This is a genomic window from Salibacterium lacus, assembly GCF_042684865.1.
In the GTDB taxonomy this organism is placed as follows: domain Bacteria; phylum Bacillota; class Bacilli; order Bacillales; family Marinococcaceae; genus Salibacterium; species Salibacterium lacus.
Window position 1 is genome coordinate 56,368 of the sequence record NZ_JBHUML010000003.1, and the last position, 18,443, is coordinate 74,810.

Genomic DNA, 18,443 nt, shown 5'->3' on the forward strand with positions numbered 1-18,443 from the left:
TATTCAATGGATATATGAAACGCCATATACAATGGCAGATTCTTATACCTGCTGATGATACCAAAGAAAAGGTATCATGTTCCAGTCCTTTTCGCAAATGTTATCGGCAAACACTACTGGGTTATCTTAAACTTTCTTTGACATTATAACATTTTCTATATCAATGTATGTGTCAAATTCAATTGAATATTTAATGAAAACCAACTTTAACAAAAACTATATATTTCTCTGTTTTTAAGGATACTCCTTGCGGGGGCAGCTCCGGCACGGCCATCCAGTCCCCGTGTTTCCTGGTAAAAGTACGGTGCGTCAGCTTCATCCGCCTTTGCCGCTTCCTAATAAAAGACTTCCCCGCGCAGGCGGGAAAGTCCTTCTTTCTTTCTGATTTATCCGCCGATATACTTTTGGTACAGGGTCCGGGCTTTTGCCTTATCATTCTCACCGTGAATGATGGTGCGGCCGTCCTCGAAGATAACGAAACGTTTATCTTCAAGCTGAAGCACCAATAGATACGGGTTCTCCTTTTGAACCTGGTTTTCATACCGGTTTTTCAGATCCGGAAGCGAGATATACTGCCTTGAGCCGGGCCGGACCTGAACAGCGTCCCTTCCACAGAGCACTTCGGACTTCGCGCGGTTTTCATACTGCAGAAAAGGGTGATGCGCGTGTTCTCCGCAGGACGGGCACTCTGCTTTTTTCAGGGTCTCCACCTGCACTTCAGAGGTTTCATTCGACCATAGATCAAAAGACAATAATGTTTTTCTGGATTTCTCCGGCTGCTCCGTCAGAAGCTTCATCGCTTCGGTCGTCTGATGGGAACTGACCATCTGCACCGCCGGGGCGATAATCCCCACCGTATCACAGGTTTCCCCATCAAGCGGGATATCTTCCATCAGACAGTGCAGACACGCCGACTCTCCCGGCAGAATGGTATACGTCAGCCCGTAACTTCCAACACATGCTCCGTATATCCATGGAATGCCGTGCTTCTGCGAAAAATCATTGAGAAGCATCCGGGTATCAAAATTATCAAGGGCATCGATTATAACATCGACTGTGCCGAGATTCTCCAGAAATGCCGGATCCGCTTCCCCGACGACCGCTTCAATCGTTATTTCCGAATTCACCGCTTCCAGTCTCTCTTTGGCGGCACGGGCTTTTGGCATCGGGAGGGCGGCATCGTTTTCGGTATAGAGCTGCTGACGGTTCAGATTGCTGTATTCCACGTAATCGCGATCAATGATTGTGATACGGCCGACCCCGGCGCGTGCCAACGTTTCAGCGGCTGCACTGCCGAGAGCGCCTGCACCAACGATAAGGACGTGTTTATCGAGAAGAAGCTTCTGACCATCTCTCCCTATTCCGGAAAACATCGTCTGACGCGAATAACGGTTTTTTATCACAGCCGGCTCAATCCTTCCGTTGGACTGCTAGCCTGCGCATAATACTTCTTCTCGATACGTCCGGCTTCATATCCAAGTTTTCCTGCTTCCAGTCCGTATTTCATGGCTTCTGCCATTTTCACCGGATCATCCGCACCGGATACGGCAGTATTCAGCAAAATACCATCCGCACCAAGTTCCATCGCCTGAACAGCGTCTTTCGGACTGCCGATGCCGGCATCTACGATAACCGGAACGTCTGCCTGTTCCACAATATGGGACAAGTTATAAGGATTAATGATACCAAGACCGGTGCCAATCGGCGCAGCACCCGGCATGACCGCATGTACACCAAGATCCTGCAGACGTCTGGCGAGAACAACATCATCCGAGGTGTAGGCAAGCACGGTATATCCTTCCTCCAGCAGCGTTTCAGATGCTTTGATTGTTTCCACTGGATCAGGCAGCAGTGTTTTGTCACAGCCGATCACTTCCACCTTAATCATGTCACACATATCAGCCGCCGCTGCAATACGGGCCACCCGAACCGCTTCTTCCGCCGTTTTTGCTCCGGCTGTATTGGGAAGCAGCCGGAATCCTGAAAGGTCCATGCTTTCAAATGGGTCAGGCTGGCTTTCATCAAATAAATTCATTCTCCGCACCGCAAATGTCAGTACTTCTGTTCCAGAAACCTGAACGGCCTCTTTCTGCGTCCGGGCGTCCTTGTATTTTCCGGTCCCGAGAAAAAGCCGGGACTCAAACGAATACTCACCTATTTTCAACATACTTTGTCATCCTCCTCCAACAAAATGGACAATTTCCAGCTTATCTCCTTCTTTCACCGGCTCCTCGTCATGTTTATCTTTCTTGATAATGGTTCCGTTTCGTTCGACGACGGCTTTTTTACCGCCAAGCTGCAGATGTTCCACGAGACTTCCTACGGTTTTTCTATCTTCAGGAATGTCACGGGCCGTTCCATTAATAATCAGCTCCAATGATTTCTTCCTCCTTTCGATTGATACGGCGCTGCGGCGAGAAGGCTTCCATCCAATCCTGCTCTTCTGCCTTTCCTTCCAGTAAATCAGCCATCCAGCTGCCGGTAAGCGCAGAAAGCAGAATGCCATTTCTGTAATGACCGGCTGCCATCCACAATCCATCAAAAGCGGTTTGGCCGAGATACGGTTTATGATCCGCAGACTGCGGCCGGACCCCGCTCCAGGCACCCTGCCACGATGCGCGGCGGAGACCCGGAACGAGCCGGCATGCTTTATGAAGCAGGTGCTGCACGGCTTCAGCGCTTACTTCTTTGCCCATTTCTCCTTCCCGTTCGGTCGCTCCAATGATAATAGAACCGCCGGGTTTGGGAACGATATAAAAATCGGAGGCATGCACGGTTTTCTCCAGAATCGGCACGGCCGAATGAAGCCCTACGCATTCTCCTTTAACAGGGATAAGCGGAGGAAGTTCTCCACCAAAAGGCGGAATAAAGCGTGACCAGGCTCCCCCCGCCAGTACAATCTGATCGGCATAAAACCGCCCCTGAGGTGTTTCCACTCCGGTGACCCGGCCGTTTTCATAAATAAATTCCAGGACGGGGGTGTATTCATATAAATCGGCTCCTTCATGGACAGCTGCTCCTGCGTACGCTTTTGTCAGTTCCGGAGCTTTCACCTGGCCGTCCCTTTGAATATACAGGGCCCCGTAGTGATCGCCGGTGATACTGCTGTCGACTGCTTTCACCATGTCCGGCTGCAGCCATTCCACGTGCTCTCCTGCCTGCTTCTGAAAATAATACATCCGTTCCAGGCGTTTTTGTTCCGCCGGTGTATCGGCTATTTTGACCATGCCGTTTTGAACGTACGAAACAGCGGTTCCAGATTTCTCTTCAAGCTCCGGCACTAATTCCGGAAACATATCCCGGCTGCGTCTGGCAAACTCAAAAAACGGGCTGTACTCTTCCAATTCCGACTGAGCACCTAGCATACCGGCTGCAGCACTTGACGCTTCCGCCCCGACCGTATTTTTCTCAAGTACTGCCGTCCGCCGGTTCCGGGCTGCTGTCTGGTATGCAATCGAGCAGCCGTTAATGCCTCCGCCGATAACGAGTACATCGTACATTTTTATCATGTTCTGCCTCCTTTTGGTAAAGCAGTCCGGTAAGCCCGCGCTGCCGCTTCCGGGTCATGAGCTTCATAAATCCCGGACATGACGGCCACCCCGGAAGCACCTTGTTCCAGACAGCTCCCGGCATTATCCGGCGTAATTCCTCCGATGGCAGTCACCGGGATCGAAACGGCCGCTGTCAGCTGTCGAAGTTCATGAAGTCCTCTTGCGGGCTGCCCAGCTTTACTGTCTGTTTCAAAGACATGACCGAAAAAAAGGTAATCAGCACCTTCCCGTTCTTTCCGGGCGGCTGCTTCTTGGCTGTGGACCGAACACCCTTTCATTGCTGAAAAGGAAGGCGTATGCGGAAACGGACTTGTTTCCGGAAGATGCACAGCCGCAAGATTCATACGGCTTACCAATTCCGGGTGATTGTTAATGATAATTTGGGACCGCGGCACCCTTTGTTCTTCAAGATGGCGCACAGCTTCCTGAATCTGTCCGGCACTCCATGTTTTTTCACGGATATGAATATAATCCGCTTCTTTATGAATCCGCACTGTAATATCGAGCCAATCCCCAAAAGACTGCCGGCCTGTTGAAATAACATGGAGCATGTCCCCTGCCAGCCCCTTTCTTTTATCGTAAAAACCTAAAAAAACCGCTTCCCGGCAGGAGGAAAGCGGTGTTGGGTCTTAATACCCCGACATCCCACTTTCCTCCGCTGGAATCATCCAGGTCAGGTTCCAAGAGTTTTAAAGGCTCACTTTAATCTCAGCCCCTCTGAAGGGCACCCCTAGTGGTTTTTATCTATATTCCATGTTTTATTCAATATACGAAAGAATGTATATCAATCGTAAAATACATGCCATACTCTGTCAATCCAGGTGATGGGACCTCACTGCTCTGCGGTAATGGTTGTTTCTGCATGTTCATGCAGACCGTCTTCGGTTTGGGCATGAACGGTTAAAGTATAGTCACCGGCTGATTCAAAAATATGAGTTCCTGTATACACCCCGGTTCCGCTTTCGTTCGTTTCCAGCTGGACAGAGGTGCTTCCCTGCGGCTGCTGCAGTTCAAATGTTACATCTGCCCCCGGCAGTGCTTCTCCTGCATGTTGGACTTCAACGCTCACATCAGAGGGTTGTCCCACGGTGAGATCCTGCGGCTGTACGGTGATATCAAGCTGCCCCGATTCACCTGTATCAGCATTTTCTCCGGACTTCTCACCTTGGGCCTCTGCGTTGCCGACCGTCACTTCCGTTGTCGGCATGTTGTGCATATCACGGGCGGTGACATGGGAGGTGACGTGATAGAGACCTTCCTCTTCAAACGTGTAAGGAATGGAATAACGGTTTTCGTCCCTGTTTTCCGAAAGAATCTCTTCGCTCTTCTCTTTTCCCCCGTCTTTCCAGATTTCAAAACGAACTTCATCCGCATCCGTCACCGATTCTTCCCCCTGCGTAACAGAAGCAGCGAGTTCCACCTCTGTTCCCGGCTCAGGATTTTCGGGCATATCCGGCTCTACTTCAATAGACTGGACTTCCATGTTCTCTTCTCCGGAGCCGCTTTCTTCTTCCGAGCCCTGTCCGCAGGCAGCAAGAACCCCGGCAGCCAGCACGACGAAAAAGGCAGCATAAAAACCTTTCATCTCATCTCCTCCTTTTTCTCATTATACAATAAAGGACATACATTCTCATAACCATCTCTATTATTCGTTCAAACTCCGAAAATAGAAAGCAGAATCCATAACGAGGGAACGCTTCCCAGTGTCGTCACGAGCGTAATACTTGAAACCATATTCGGACTGGAATTAAACTGCACAGCTATCATCGCAATGGTCGCAGCGCTTGGCATGGCAGCCGAAACGATAAGAACCGCGCTGAGCGTCGGACCGGTCTGAAGAACGAGCGTGAGAAGATACGCCGCGGCCGGAGAGATAACAAGCCGCAGCATGGTACCGATTCCGATAACTTTCCAGTCCAGCGAGGTTACAGAAATTTTCGCCAGCTGCATACCCAGCACAATCATGACAACCGGGATGGCAGCATCTGCAAGCATATTCACTGCATCCATATACGAGGCTGTTATCTCTAATTGTACAGCCTGGCACAGCACTCCTGCAATCAGGGCATGAAAAACCGGCATTTTCAGCACGACCCGGAACGCATCCCCTGCCGAAAGGCTGCTCCGGTTGGCTATGTAGACCCCTACAGTACTCATGAACAGGGATTGAATCACCATAAAAATAATCGAATAGGAAAAGGCCGTATCACCAAAGGCAAAAAGAATCAACGGAGCCCCGTAATTCCCGGCATTCATGAACGTCGTTGCGAGCGTCATGCCGCTCGTTTTTTCCGTATCCCACTTCAAAAGAAGACCGGTCCCTTTATTGATGAGCAGCATAAGAAGCAGGAATAAAATCGCGAATAAAATAATGAGGAAAAGATCCGCATCCGGTTCGGTTGTATAGAATGTGCGGAAAACCAACGCCGGATTGAGTATGTAGAGAGCCACAGCCGAAACGGCTCCCACTTCGAGAATCTGTTTTTTCTGAAGCAGAAAACCGGCCGCAAAGATTAAAATAATTGGTACCAGCACATTCAGAAACACAGACATAACAAAGACCACCTTTTCATTCCGGAGACTGCCGCTTGGATCAGGCTTTCAGCATCTGCCGGAGCTTCTTTTTTTCTTTTCTGGCAACAAGGATATATAAGAAATCACCTTTTTGTATTACCGTATCTCCGTCAGGCGTGATCAGTTCGTCGTCGCGTACAATGGCGCTTACCAGGACGGAGTTTGGGAATTGAATATCCAATAGTGTCTTCCCAATAATGGGTGTTTGATCATCCGTCTGAAACTCAATAATTTCAGCATTGGCGCGCCCGATGGAGATCAGTTCAAGAGAATGGGTCGGGGTCTCTTTTTTCGGACCGGAAAGATGAAGCTTTTTCGCTAAGTAGGACAATGTCGAGCCTTGAATCAAAGCGGAAGTCAACACAATAAAGAATACTATATTAAAAATGACCGACCCATTTTCAATATCGGCTACAATGGCAAATGTAGCAAGTACGATGGGAACTGCCCCGCGGAGCCCGGCCCAGGAAAGGAACACTTTTTCTTTCCATGTGTATTTCATTCCCGCCAGCGATAGAAATGATGCCGCCGGCCTTGCTGCGAAAATAAGGACGGCGGACAGAAGCAGGCCGCCTCCCATGATTTCCGGGGAGAGAATCTGTTCAGGAAACGCGAGCAGACCGAGAATAATAAACATAAGAATCTGTGCCATCCATGCAAATCCTTCATTGAACCGGAAAATGGAATGGCGGTAGGTAAGCTCGGAATTACCGATAATAAGGGCTGCAACATAAACAGCGAGAAAGCCGCTCGCCTGGGACAGAGAAGCTACGCTGTAGGTCAACAGTGCAAAAGAAAGCGCAAATATTGGATAAAGACCGCTGGAATCCAGGTTAATCCGGTTAATCGAAGCAGATGCTACTTTTCCAAGAACAATACCGATTAACAGTCCGATTCCCATCTGCCAGAAAAAAGATGCAGTTAAAAGCCAGTAATTTGGCTGATCCACCATGATCAGTTCAATAAAACTGAGTGTCAAAAAGACAGCCATCGGATCGTTCGTACCGGATTCGGCTTCCATGGTAGCTGCTATTTTTGTTTTTATGTTTCTTTCCTTCAATGAGGCAAACACCGCAGCGGCATCTGTGGATCCAACAACTGCTCCGAGCAGAAGGGATTCCAGCCAGGTCAGATCCACGACGTATTTCGCCGCTACACCGACAATCAAGGACGTAATGATAACTCCAAATGTCGCCAGACTTAAGGAAGGCCAGATGACCGGTTTGATGACGGACCATTTCGTCTGACTGCCCCCTTCAAACAAAATGATGACAAGGGCAATGACGCCTACCAGTTGGGCCTGGTGCGCGTCATCAAAATAAATGATACCAAGACCGTCACTGCCGATAATCATGCCGACAAGAATAAACAAAATCAACGAAGGCATTCCAAGACGTGCGGAAAATTTCGTCACTGTTACTCCCACAATTAAAAGAAGAGCGGCCAGCAGTACAAACGAATCTATATCAAAACCCCCGACAAACATACGTGATCTCCTCTCCAGCTGCACAAACGTGTTACTATAATATTATCATATCTGTTCCAAGCATCTCACTAGAAAGGAGCTGTACCGATGGCTGACTTCACCCACCTGAACGAACAGGAACGTGCCAGAATGGTCGATATATCCGACAAAACAGACACGCTTAGAACCGCCCGCGCCCGGTCGGGAATTACCGTTTCCGAGGAAGCTTATGCACGTATTGAAGAAGGAACCAATAAGAAAGGCAGCGTACTCGCGGTAGCCCAGGTAGCTGGCATAACAGGCGCGAAAAAAACGTCCGACTGGATTCCGATGTGTCACCCCCTCATGCTGAGCGGTGTTGATATTCATTTTGAATGGGAGCAGCAGGAACAAGATGCCTATCATCTGTCCATCACCAGTGAAGTAAAAGTCAAAGGAAATACAGGGGTGGAAATGGAGGCGCTCACCGCAGCAACCGCGGCGGCCCTCACGGTTTATGACATGTGTAAATCAACCGGGAAAGACATGACAATCGGCCCGACGTACCTGCTCGATAAGACAGGCGGGAAAAGCGGGAATTATCACCGAGAATCATGAATTCCGGTCTATACAAAAAGCCGGCGGAACAGGTTGAAACCTGTTCCGCCGGCTTTTTTGGACGGTTAAATATCACCGTAGCCAAGCAGTACAATAATAATGAGCACTATAACGAGTAAGCCTGTCAAACCGGCACGGGCCTCTCCGCGTTTCTTCCCGGCTATCGTAATCTCCATGAGGGCAATCGCAATCAAAGCCAGCACCCCTTTGAAGATATAAAGAAGCGGAAAGTCCATGGATGCGAGCATCCCGATACCTGAAATCAGCATAAGAACGGCAAATAAACGCATAATCATCAGCGTGATTTTCTGCTTCGGCGCAAAATAACTGATGAAAAAGAAAATGACGAGCAGGAACCATGATCCTTCATGCATTCCTTGTAACATATTCATCATATTAACTCTGTCTCCTTTGTATGTAATAACTCTACCCCTAATATATAGGACAGAGTTCTATACCGCAAGCCTGCGGGGCTCGGCACCAACTCTTATGAAATCAATTTGAGTCCTGCGGCGGCTGCGATAACAACAGCAATGCAGCTGATGCGAAAGGTATCTTCAGGCTCGTTATACAACACCATACCAAGAACTGCTCCCCCAGCTGCTCCAATTCCTGTCCACACCGCATAGGCCGTTCCCATTGGAAGTGTCTCCATTGCCATGGACAACAGTACAAAACTAACCCAGAAACTCCCCATCAAATAAAGAAGAGTCTTTATATCTTTGTCCCGATGAAGCTTATTGATCATTGTGACACCAGTCATTTCAAAAAGACCTGCAACTGTGAGATACACCCAGGCCATCAGTTATCCCCCGTTTCCATGCGGTCTTCCGCGAGTTTCAACCCGATAACTCCTAAAAGCAGAATACCTATGAACAACAACTTCAACCCATCCACCGGCTCCTGAAAGAACACCATGCCGCTGACGACAGTTCCGACCGTTCCAAGTCCCGCAAAAACAGCATACGCGGTTCCAACCGGCAGGTTCTTTCCCGCGGCAACCAAAAGATAAAAACTCACACCGATACATACCATCGTCATTATCCACTGCCCCGGGGTTTCCGCGTGCTTCAGTCCAATCACCCAGCCTACCTCAAAAACGGCTGCTATCACTACTATCAGCCATCTCATCATGCCTTCCCTCCTGAAAAAGCCGGCATCCTCACGTGGATAATTGCGGCGGATACATTAATGTTTCCTCTTTCTATCATTGTATAGACCCAATCATTTTTTGTCCAAAATCCGGGATTTCAGGAACAGATCAGGACGAGCGAAAAGAAAATTCCGTTTTGCCGTTATTCCACACGAGCGCTGCGTCAAAGGACCGCTTCCCTTCAAACCCTTCAATAACCGGAGTTTTCCCTTTTTCACACAACGCACGGATGTGTGCTTTCGTGATGGTTTTTCCGAGGATCGTCCGGTTGAACGTCTGCCGGCAGCCATTGCTGTACTCCGTGCAGCCGTAGAACGTTTTCCGAAGTACAATACTTCCTTTCCCGCAGGAAGGGCACGCCGCGATTGGGGCATTCTGCTGACGTTTTGCGCCGCTTTTTCCTTTCTTCGGTGCCGGAAGCCCTTCTTTTGGAATTTCCATGTTTTCTACTTCCTGCGCCGCCGTACTTACCAGTTTCGTCGTGAAGGACGCCGTGTTATCAATAAAAGTCTGCCTGTCAGCCTCTCCTTCTCCGATTCTGCGCAGAAACAGCTCCCATTTTGCCGTCATTTCAGGCTTGGACAGAAGGGATCCCTGTACCGCTTCGCAGAGCACCTCCCCTTTTTTCGTCACATGGACAATGTTCTTCTCAACCTGGATGTACTCCTGGCGTATTAACGTCTTAATGATTCCGCTTCTCGTTGCTTCGGTGCCGAGGCCTTCCACTTCCTGCAGTGCGGCTTTGGCTTCCTCGTCTTCTTCCACCAGTCTCCCGCACGTTTTCATCATATTGATAAGATTACCTTCTGTGTAGGGTTTCGGCGGTTTTGTCATCTCTTCATGAATCTGCACACGTGCGCCTGCTTCCATTCCCTGGTTCAGAGGTGGAAGCTCCGGAAGCTGTTGTTTGGAGGGGCTGCCCGAGATGTCAAACAACGTTTTCCATCCTCTCTGATTCTCGACTTTCCCTTTACTTAAAAACGCGAGTCCCTTCACATCGGTAGTAACTGTCGTTTCTTCATAAACATAATCCTGATGAAAAACAGCGAGCACGCTTTTTATGATCTCCTCATACAGGTTCTTCTGTTCACGGGTCAGCTTTTGCAATACAGCTTCTGAAGGAACTTTCCTGGTCGGAATAATGGCATGGTGCTCTTTCACTTTGGTGTCGTCGACATACCGCTTTAGCGCGCGGGGTTCCTGCGTTTCAACATTGTCTCCGGTCACCCGCTGCCATCCGGTGATATTTTGTTTAACGTAGCTGTATTCACTGTTTGTAATATGACGGGTATCGGTTCTTGGGTACGTCACGAGTTTCAGTGGTTCATCATACAAGCTCTGTACGATTTCAAGCGTGCGGGACGGGCTGTATTTATATTTTTTGTTCGCCAGCGTCTGCAGGCTCGACAAGGAATGCAGCATCGGGGGTTTCTCCCGCTTCTCCTTTACGTCCACCGCCGCAACCCGTCCGGTTTCCTTCTCCTGGATACCGTGCCTGTGGAGCAGATCCGCTGCGTTTTCTTTCGATGAATAGGTTTCTTTTAGTTTCCCTTCATATTTCCCCGCCTGCGTTTTAAACGCGGCCCTGATCTCAAAGTAAGGCTCCGGTACGAACCGTTCAATCTCTTTCTGGCGGTCATAAATCAGTTTGAGTGTCGGTGTCTGCACTCTTCCGACACTAAACACATGCTGCAGTCCTTTCTTCTGCAAAAGCAGGGTGTAGAGCCGGCTTGCGTTCATTCCAACAACCCAGTCCGAAATCTGACGGGCCTGGGCTTCCTGGTACAATGGATGAAAAGCTTTTCCGTCCTGCAGCCGTTCAAACCCCTTTCGCACTTCTTCTTTCTCGAGACTATTGATCCAGAGCCGCCGCTGCGGCTTGCTTGAGACACCGGCTTCGTGAATAATGCTTTGGGCGATGTTTTCCCCTTCACGGTCGCAGTCGGTGGCGACGATGATAGAATCGGCCTGTTTGAGCAGACGGCGCACAATATGAAACTGTTTTTTCGTCTTCTGGGCCGGACGGAACTCATACGTGCCCGGCAGCATCGGCAGCTGCTGGAGATCCCACCGTTTCCACGATGCTTCATATTCGGCCGGGCTTTTTAGTTCGATGAGATGGCCGACTCCCCATGTCAGTACGGCTCCTTCCGGAAAAACAGAACAGGCGGGAATTGTCATGTATCCTTCCTTTTTCTGCCCTTTTGGGAATGCGGCGGCATACGCTTTCGCCTGACTTGGTTTTTCTGCGAGAATAACCGGCATCATGCATGCTCCTTCCTGGATGATATCGAATGTATGTTCTTTTCAGTATATAGGATTTCACTTCGTTTCGAAATGCTTTCTCTTATCGGCGGGAGGAAAAAATGATAAACTTTTAAAGGAATTCTCATAGATGGAGGTCATAGCTGTGAGTCAGTTAAAAGAAGCAGGATACGAATATTACCATTTAAAAGATAAAATAAATTATCCGGGTATCGACGATGATCTGGCTGCGCTTCAGCATGCCTTTGACCACCTCCCAGCCGATGAATACGCTCCGCACCTGAACCGGTACCGTCGTTACGGGCGGGCGCTTGTGATGCCGGGCACGCATGACGTGACGTGGCTTCCGGAAACATGGGTCGACGGTCATGCCTATTATGAATATTTTCAGGGAAGCTTTAATCCGGAATATGTGGGAGAATACCGGCGGTTCCCGGCTCTTTGGCAGTGTTCAATGGAAAACAGGCTGCTCCGGGAAATGATACGTCAGGACTTCAGGGAAACGTTTTGGACGAGAGAAGATGCGCTGATGCCTTTTCACGCAGGCGTGCATTTTGTGAAACTGAAGGTGGAAAATCCGGGCGATGTGGCGGTGTCTTCACCGAACACCCTCCATCAGGACGGGGAACCGTTTACGTTTGCCCACCTCATCCGGCGAAACAACATAAGCGGCGGGTTAAATGCAATTTCTGCACCCCGGCACCGCGGCAAAATGCCGGCGGATATCCCGCAGGATGATATTAAGCAGTCCTTTTACCTGGATGAGCCTCTTGAGTCCTACAGTGTATATGATCCACTTGTCACGCATTATGTCGGGGATGTTGAAAAAGGGGAAACAGACGGTCCGGGGGAACGGTCCGCCATCCTGATTGATTATCAGCCGACGGTTATTGCCGACCCTGATCAGATTAGAAGCACACGGGGTAATACGGATACCATGATTTACGTATAGAAGAAGATGCCTGCGGGGAACAGGTCCTGCATTAATTCACTGAAGACAGGGAAACGAGTTCATAGAAAAGGGTTGTCCGCCCGGAACTCCATTCCACTTTTGTAATGACCGCCGTTCCAAACGGCGGTTTATTCTCTTCCATTTGAATATCAATTTTCGAATCAAGCGGATACAAATGGTATCCGTCTTTCACAAGACGAAACGATCTATCCCCAAGCCGCTCTGCCTGATTATGCGTAACGATTTCTCCGTTTACTTCGATGGAAAATCCCATGATCCATTCCACCCTTCCTTTGCACCTTTAAGATAGATTTCGACACTGTTCGGATAATTCCTTCCAAACCCTTAAATATTTAAAATAAATAAGAGCACTGCACGAATTGGCAGCACTCTTTTCTTTCCCCTTTTTCGACATCATTTCCCGGGAAATATAAAACATAACAAGGCAGCCTACAGCTTATTCAATGCTTCGTTTACCGAGCGGTCTCCTGAGGAAAGCTCAAACGTTTTATCACGCGCTTTGTTGTGTGTTAACGAAGCAATCATTACCGCAGCGGCGTCTTCCCTTGAGATACTTCGTTCATACGCATCTGTGAATCGTTCTTTTATTTCCACTAACCCGGTTCCTTCTCCTGGAGTAAGAGAACCTGTCCGGATAATGGTATGGGTCAGCCCGCTGCTTTGCAGGTGCGCATCTGCCGTTCCTTTGGCTTCCAGGTAATATTTATCCGGTCCGGACGGCTGGTCCGCCCCGATGCTGCTCAGCATAATAAATTGGTGAACCCCCTGAGCCCTGGAAGCATCAATCAGTTTTTTCGCACCTACCTGCTCCACTGCGAGGATCTTTTCAAGGTCGGCTTCGGGTCCGGAGCCAGCAGCAAAGAGAACAGCATCCATTTCTTTTGGGGCTTTTGACACATTGTTCTCAAGATCCGCTGTCACGATGTAATCTGCTCCCCATTCCCTCATTATTCCGGCTTGATCATAATCGCGTACCATGGCGTGCACTTCATGCTCGGGCTGTTCGGCAAGAATACGTACGAGAATCTGTCCGGTATCCCCGTGGGCACCAGCCACCAAAACCTTCATCCCTGATCCCTCCTCGTTTACCTATCTTTACCCTGATTTTATCACATACAAAACCTTACATGGCATTCCCGTTGTCGGAAAAATAACGTCTCTGTCTTTTAGATGTGAATTTATTTCCATTGGAAAAGACAGATAGAATAATGGAAGAAAAAACGAGAACGATTCCTGCGCTCTGCCATCCCGTTAATTCGTCCCCGAAAACAAGAACCCCGACTATTATACCGACAATCGGTTCAATGGTTGCAAGGACCGCGGCATGGCTGGATTCAATATATTTTAACCCGGCTGTGTACAATACATAGGCCAATATGGTGGATACAAGGACACTGCCTAAAGCATATATCCAGACTATCGGCTCCAGAAACGGCATAAGGTTTTTTTCGATGCCGCTGACCGGCAGAAGAAACGCTCCCCCGCACATCATCGAATAAGCCGTAATGGTAACAGAATGGTATTTGCGGCTGACGGATTTTCCAATAATACTGTACAGTCCGCAGAAAAATCCGGAAGCCAGCCCGAAAAACACAACAGATACGGTTAGGTTCATGGAACCAAACGGAAAAAAGCCGGCAACAAGGCTGCATCCGGCCGTAGTCAGCACTACGGCTCCGATTTTATTCACGGTGAACGCCTCCTGGAATACAAACCGGGACATCAGCGCCACAAAAACAGGACTCGTATACAACAGAACGACCGCCACCGACAGGGAAGCCTGTTCCATAACCGTGAAATAGAACCAGTTAAATAATGCGATGCTCACAACCCCCAAGCCGATGAAATAAGGCAGGTCCCGGAGGTGGATCTTCAGAAGATAAGGCCGGATGATACCTACGATACTGAACAGGATAACCATCGACAGCACCATTCGTATCGTTACGACATGAATCGGGGAAAATCCAAACATATAGAGGCGCTGAACAAACAGTCCGGTCAACCCCCAGAAAGAAGCTCCCAGCATTGTTATACCATAGGCAGCAACAGATCTCATCGTCTCACCTTCTTTGCTTTAAAATGATATAAAGATTCGTCCCCTCAGGAACGATTCCATCTTCTCACCTTCAGCCTGTAAATACGACAGGAACAAGCTATTATATTAAAATAGTTTTGACGTTCTTTGACGTACAATCATATCCACCCTTTATATCTTGCCAAAACCAGGAGAAATTGCTATGTTAAGCATGGTTTGAACCATGATGTCCGGAGGCTTTATTTATGTACCACGCCATCACCATGTTAGAAAAAATCAAACTTTTCGCTGTCATTCTATGGCCGATTCTCGTGACGGAATTAAGTTATTTCGGCATGAATCTCATTGATACCATCATGTCCGGCCAGGCCGGCACCAATGACCTGGCCGGCGTTTCGATCGGATCCAGTTTATGGCTTCCCGTCTTTACCGGTGTAAATGGAGTCCTTCTTTCCATCACGCCGGTGATCGGCCAGCTGCTCGGCAGAAATGACCGGCGCAGCATCACAGACATCGTGACACAGGGCTTTTATATTGCGATTCTTTTCGGTCTTCTTATCCTTGGAGCGGGATGGATCTTCCTCGATCCCGTGCTGTCGGTCATGTCGCTCGATCCATCGGTGCACCACATTGCCAAGCATTATCTGATGGGTTTGTCCTTTGGCGTCATCCCGTTTTTTCTGTCGATGGTGGTACGCAACTTTTTTGATGCGCAAGGATACCCCCGCATCACAATGACGATTATGCTGGGCGTTCTGCCGCTCAATTTTCTATTTAATTACTGTCTGATATTCGGGAAATTCGGAGCGCCGGAAATGGGAGGAGTCGGCGCGGGATATGCTACTGCTCTATCGTACGGGGTTGTACTGCTGTTGAGTGCTGTCATGACATTCCGGGTGGAAATCATGAAGCCGTTCCGGATTTTCAGGCGGTGGACCGCTCCTTCATGGAACGCCTGGAAAAAGCAGCTGCGTATCGGTATACCGCTCGGCTTGTCGCTGTTCTTTGAGGCCAGTATTTTTTCCGCGGTCACGCTTTTCATGGGGGCGATGTTTGATACGGTGACGATTGCCGCCCATCAGGCGGCGTTCAGTTTCACATCCATCATTTTTATGATTCCGTTAAGCATCTCTCTTGCTTTAACGATTGTCACAGCGTTTGAAATCGGTGCCCAGCGGCTGGACCACGCAAAGCAGTACACCCGGATCGGGGTGGCATCGGCCGTGTGTATTATTTCTATTTCTTCCTGTTTGATTTACGTGTTCCGGCAGGATATCGGCTGGATTTACACAAATGATCCTGAAGTGGCGGCGCTTGCGGGGCAGTTCCTCGTGTTTGCGATTTTCTATCAATTTTCCGACGCCGCCCAGTCGACCCTGCAGGGAGTGCTGCAGGGATACAAGGATGTAACGGTTCCTTTTTTCACGTCGTTTGTATCTTACTGGCTGTTCGGCCTGCCCGCCGGTTATATGCTTGCCGCTTACACCGCACTCGGCCCTTTCGGATGGTGGCTCGGTATTACGGTCGGATTAACCTCAGCTGCCGTCGGTTTTTTCATTCGCCTGCGAATCGTCCAGCGCCGTCATGCCGACTCCCTTGACTTTTCATCAAAGGCAGGCAGTACGTAATCCTAAGGAAACGAAAACGACCTATCGCCATGGTATGCTCGGCTTCCAGTATATCTTCTTTCGTCTGCTTCATGTTAAATGTTTCCCGGAGCGGTGTTTTCCATGTCCAGCGGCCGGCCGTAACATAAATACCCTCATCCCCACAGACATCAGATCGTTTGCGGCTCGTAAGAACAAGCGCACCGTCTTTGCCATTATCGGGCCGGAGAATGCCTGTCATCACACCAACCGGAAGAGGAAGCCCTACATTAAGATACGTGACATCCTCTTTCGTGTGATGAGAATACACCGCTGTGAACACCGGACTGCCTGTACCTGCATGGCTGCGCAGCCAGACACGTGGGTCCGGGCGTCCGTCCTGCTGCTCCCCCACACTATACATTTTTCCTTCCATGTCCCCTTTTCCTGTTGGCGGAACATTAATCTGTTTCATTTTCTTACTGAAATAAGACGAAGCACGATATAGAAGAGAAAAACGCCACTGAATGTCCGCTTTCATACGGAACCGGTCCGTGTGTGTATGAAACGCGCTTACAAGCGGAGAAAGCATCTCTGGATCAAAATCTTTTCTTTTATATGCATCCCACGAAGCAATCAAACCATCTGTGGCGTGAAGCCGCTGATTCTGTTCTATGCGTTCTGCAATATTCTCTTTTCCCCGCAGTCTGCTGACGGGAAATGAATGATAACCTGCTCTTGGTCCGGGAGATACGAGAGCCCACCCGATCAACGCAAGAATGGAAAAAGCGAATGCATTCCAGGCGCCGTGCCACGGAATCATTCCCGCTATGCCGATTACTTGGTAACCAGCAGCACGTCCTGTGCTGTAAAGAATCGAAAGTGTCATCGTCCCTATCAATATGACCGAGGAAATAGTTATTGTTATTTTTGAAAACAGCGGCATCGAGAAGGCTTCCTTTATGCTCCATCCTGCAAACCAGTACAGAAATACGACATACATGCCGACAAGCACCGCTTCAAGCGGCGGTCCTTGATCAACGGCAACAGCTGTCAAAATGGGACCTGCTGTTATTCCAGCTGCCAGTATCCTGTATAATAAAGGTCTGCCGGACACTTCTCTATAATAGCGGCGCCGGCCCAGCAGACCTGTTAATACCGGCAGCAAAAATGCGGCATAGTGAAAGTGAACCGCTGTTAAATCCACAATCACTTCCGTATAGGGAAGCAATGGAGCGGTGCCTGCGCGGGACAGCACTAACCAGGCGCCTCCGATAGCGACATACACAAACCCCGCATCGACCACCGTCTCTTCTAAAGGAGCTGTCCCTCTTGTCATCAGCCTGGATAAGCCTTTCCAGGCAATGTACCCAGTAAACAGAAACCACACCACAGCAAACACCATCGCCGTTATTCCGGTTTCCATCATCATCGAAAGTGCACCGCTCCAGGCAGCACCAAACCAGCACAGACGTGTCCGCCCGGGGAGGGACACAGTTGAAACATACAACACAGCAGGTACAACCAGAAAGAAAGCTGCTGCCAAGGCTGCTTCGATCAGATCCGGCTGTACAATAATCGACCAGAACAGTAAGCTGAACGCACCAGGAAGCAACGTGTTCCATTTATTCATGGGTCGACTGCTCCACCGGTATCTTTTTTTTCATGGCGATAACATCAAAGGCCGGCCATTCCAGTCTGTCCACAGTGAACGTATCATAAATATGGTACCCCAGACGTTCATAACGCCTTACATTATGAGGCGCGGCCGCCCGCACTTTACAATACACCGTTTCTTTTTCGAGCTGCAGCGCTTTGCTTTCGACCCAGCGGATCAATGCCGATCCTATCCCGCTTCCCCGTTCTTCAGGCGGAACGGATAATCGGAAAAAGTAAAGCGCGTCCTCTTCTTCCCGTACTCTGACAACACCGACCGGCCTGTTTTCGAGATAGCACACAGCCGCTGTTTCTTCCCCGTCTGCTATGGATGCCTGGATAGATTCCGTCGTTTCCTGCATAGCCCCTGATGGTATAACGTCCTTATCGTATTCAGCAAACGCCTGCTGCATGACAATTCTCACCGTTTCCGCTTCCGCTGCTTCCACTTCTACTATTTTCATTATTTTCTCCACCAATTCTTATGACAATTTATCATTTCCATCTTATCATCACGACCGTGAATTTCAATCGCAAACGTGCCGTAAAAAAAAGAACGGCAGCAGCATATGATGATGCCGCTGTCGT

20 protein-coding genes and 1 riboswitch are annotated in these 18,443 nt (G+C 49.2%); of the genes, 3 read left to right on the forward strand and 17 right to left on the reverse strand.

Annotated features, from left to right (window positions below):
* Nucleotides 1-386: 386 nt before the first annotated feature.
* The 8 genes from ACFSUB_RS10895 to ACFSUB_RS10930 form a co-directional block, all read right to left on the reverse strand.
* Complete coding sequence (locus tag ACFSUB_RS10895) at nt 387-1,400, reverse strand: ThiF family adenylyltransferase (RefSeq protein WP_380713640.1); 1,014 nt, start codon at nt 1,398-1,400, stop codon at nt 387-389.
* Nucleotides 1,400-2,167 (reverse strand): thiazole synthase, encoded by a 768-nt coding sequence (locus ACFSUB_RS10900; RefSeq protein WP_380713290.1) that lies wholly within the window; start codon nt 2,165-2,167, stop codon nt 1,400-1,402. The genes ACFSUB_RS10895 and ACFSUB_RS10900 overlap by 1 nt, the downstream gene beginning before the upstream one ends.
* Nucleotides 2,168-2,173: 6 nt before the next feature.
* Nucleotides 2,174-2,377: a sulfur carrier protein ThiS gene (gene thiS / locus ACFSUB_RS10905; RefSeq protein ID WP_380713291.1), complete on the reverse strand. Its 204-nt coding sequence runs from the start codon at nt 2,375-2,377 to the stop codon at nt 2,174-2,176.
* A complete protein-coding gene (thiO, locus tag ACFSUB_RS10910) occupies nt 2,361-3,509 on the reverse strand; it encodes a glycine oxidase ThiO (RefSeq protein ID WP_380713292.1) in 1,149 nt (382 codons plus the stop codon). The genes thiS and thiO overlap by 17 nt, the downstream gene beginning before the upstream one ends.
* Nucleotides 3,506-4,102, reverse strand: a complete 597-nt coding sequence (locus ACFSUB_RS10915; RefSeq protein WP_380713293.1) for a thiamine phosphate synthase — start codon at nt 4,100-4,102, stop codon at nt 3,506-3,508. Before ACFSUB_RS10915 ends, thiO begins: the two co-directional genes overlap by 4 nt.
* 82 nt (nt 4,103-4,184) lie before the next feature.
* Nucleotides 4,185-4,293: riboswitch (TPP riboswitch) on the reverse strand.
* Between the two features lie 90 nt (nt 4,294-4,383).
* A complete protein-coding gene (locus ACFSUB_RS10920; protein WP_380713294.1) occupies nt 4,384-5,136 on the reverse strand; it encodes a FixH family protein in 753 nt (250 codons plus the stop codon).
* Nucleotides 5,137-5,204: 68 nt separating this feature from the next.
* Nucleotides 5,205-6,104: an AEC family transporter gene (locus ACFSUB_RS10925; RefSeq protein WP_380713295.1), complete on the reverse strand. Its 900-nt coding sequence runs from the start codon at nt 6,102-6,104 to the stop codon at nt 5,205-5,207.
* 40 nt (nt 6,105-6,144) lie between these two features.
* Nucleotides 6,145-7,611 (reverse strand): potassium/proton antiporter, encoded by a 1,467-nt coding sequence (locus ACFSUB_RS10930; protein WP_380713296.1) that lies wholly within the window; start codon nt 7,609-7,611, stop codon nt 6,145-6,147.
* An 87-nt stretch (nt 7,612-7,698) separates the two neighbouring features.
* Between ACFSUB_RS10930 and moaC the strand changes: the two genes are divergently transcribed.
* The gene (gene moaC, locus ACFSUB_RS10935) at nt 7,699-8,187 is read left to right on the forward strand and encodes a cyclic pyranopterin monophosphate synthase MoaC (protein WP_380713297.1); all 489 of its coding nucleotides are present in this window, start codon (nt 7,699-7,701) and stop codon (nt 8,185-8,187) included.
* A gap of 65 nt (nt 8,188-8,252) precedes the next feature.
* On the opposite strand, the gene ACFSUB_RS10940 is transcribed toward moaC, so the two are convergent.
* The 4 genes from ACFSUB_RS10940 to ACFSUB_RS10955 form a co-directional block, all read right to left on the reverse strand.
* Nucleotides 8,253-8,582 (reverse strand): DUF1516 family protein, encoded by a 330-nt coding sequence (locus tag ACFSUB_RS10940; RefSeq protein WP_380713298.1) that lies wholly within the window; start codon nt 8,580-8,582, stop codon nt 8,253-8,255.
* Nucleotides 8,583-8,674: 92 nt separating this feature from the next.
* The gene (locus ACFSUB_RS10945; RefSeq protein WP_380713299.1) at nt 8,675-8,989 is read right to left on the reverse strand and encodes a DMT family transporter; all 315 of its coding nucleotides are present in this window, start codon (nt 8,987-8,989) and stop codon (nt 8,675-8,677) included.
* Nucleotides 8,989-9,318, reverse strand: a complete 330-nt coding sequence (locus ACFSUB_RS10950) for a DMT family transporter (protein ID WP_380713641.1) — start codon at nt 9,316-9,318, stop codon at nt 8,989-8,991. The genes ACFSUB_RS10945 and ACFSUB_RS10950 overlap by 1 nt, the downstream gene beginning before the upstream one ends.
* A 130-nt stretch (nt 9,319-9,448) precedes the next feature.
* Entirely contained in the window at nt 9,449-11,608 is a 2,160-nt protein-coding gene (locus tag ACFSUB_RS10955) for a type IA DNA topoisomerase (RefSeq protein WP_380713300.1), read from the reverse strand.
* 142 nt (nt 11,609-11,750) lie between these two features.
* Between ACFSUB_RS10955 and ACFSUB_RS10960 the strand changes: the two genes are divergently transcribed.
* Complete coding sequence (locus ACFSUB_RS10960) at nt 11,751-12,557, forward strand: 2OG-Fe dioxygenase family protein (RefSeq protein ID WP_380713301.1); 807 nt, start codon at nt 11,751-11,753, stop codon at nt 12,555-12,557.
* Nucleotides 12,558-12,588: 31 nt separating this feature from the next.
* On the opposite strand, the gene ACFSUB_RS10965 is transcribed toward ACFSUB_RS10960, so the two are convergent.
* The 3 genes from ACFSUB_RS10965 to ACFSUB_RS10975 all read right to left on the reverse strand — a co-directional run bounded on the left by ACFSUB_RS10965 (nt 12,589) and on the right by ACFSUB_RS10975 (nt 14,634).
* Nucleotides 12,589-12,831, reverse strand: coding sequence for a DUF2584 family protein (locus ACFSUB_RS10965; RefSeq protein WP_380713302.1), 243 nt, complete (start codon nt 12,829-12,831; stop codon nt 12,589-12,591).
* A 176-nt stretch (nt 12,832-13,007) separates the two neighbouring features.
* On the reverse strand, nt 13,008-13,646 hold the full coding sequence (locus ACFSUB_RS10970; RefSeq protein ID WP_380713303.1) for an SDR family oxidoreductase: 639 nt from the start codon (nt 13,644-13,646) through the stop codon (nt 13,008-13,010).
* 55 nt (nt 13,647-13,701) lie between these two features.
* Nucleotides 13,702-14,634, reverse strand: coding sequence for a DMT family transporter (locus ACFSUB_RS10975; protein ID WP_380713304.1), 933 nt, complete (start codon nt 14,632-14,634; stop codon nt 13,702-13,704).
* 224 nt (nt 14,635-14,858) lie between these two features.
* On the opposite strand from ACFSUB_RS10975, the gene ACFSUB_RS10980 reads away from it, so the two are divergent.
* Nucleotides 14,859-16,241 carry an MATE family efflux transporter gene (locus ACFSUB_RS10980; RefSeq protein WP_380713305.1) on the forward strand — a complete coding sequence of 461 codons (1,383 nt, stop codon included), beginning with the start codon at nt 14,859-14,861 and terminating at the stop codon, nt 16,239-16,241.
* Here the strand turns inward: ACFSUB_RS10980 and ACFSUB_RS10985 are convergent.
* Both ACFSUB_RS10985 and ACFSUB_RS10990 read right to left on the reverse strand, forming a co-directional pair.
* Nucleotides 16,168-17,832, reverse strand: coding sequence for a YndJ family protein (locus ACFSUB_RS10985; RefSeq protein ID WP_380713306.1), 1,665 nt, complete (start codon nt 17,830-17,832; stop codon nt 16,168-16,170). The genes ACFSUB_RS10980 and ACFSUB_RS10985 overlap by 74 nt on opposite strands.
* Nucleotides 17,825-18,319, reverse strand: a complete 495-nt coding sequence (locus ACFSUB_RS10990; protein WP_380713307.1) for a GNAT family N-acetyltransferase — start codon at nt 18,317-18,319, stop codon at nt 17,825-17,827. The genes ACFSUB_RS10985 and ACFSUB_RS10990 overlap by 8 nt, the downstream gene beginning before the upstream one ends.
* Nucleotides 18,320-18,443: the final 124 nt, after the last annotated feature.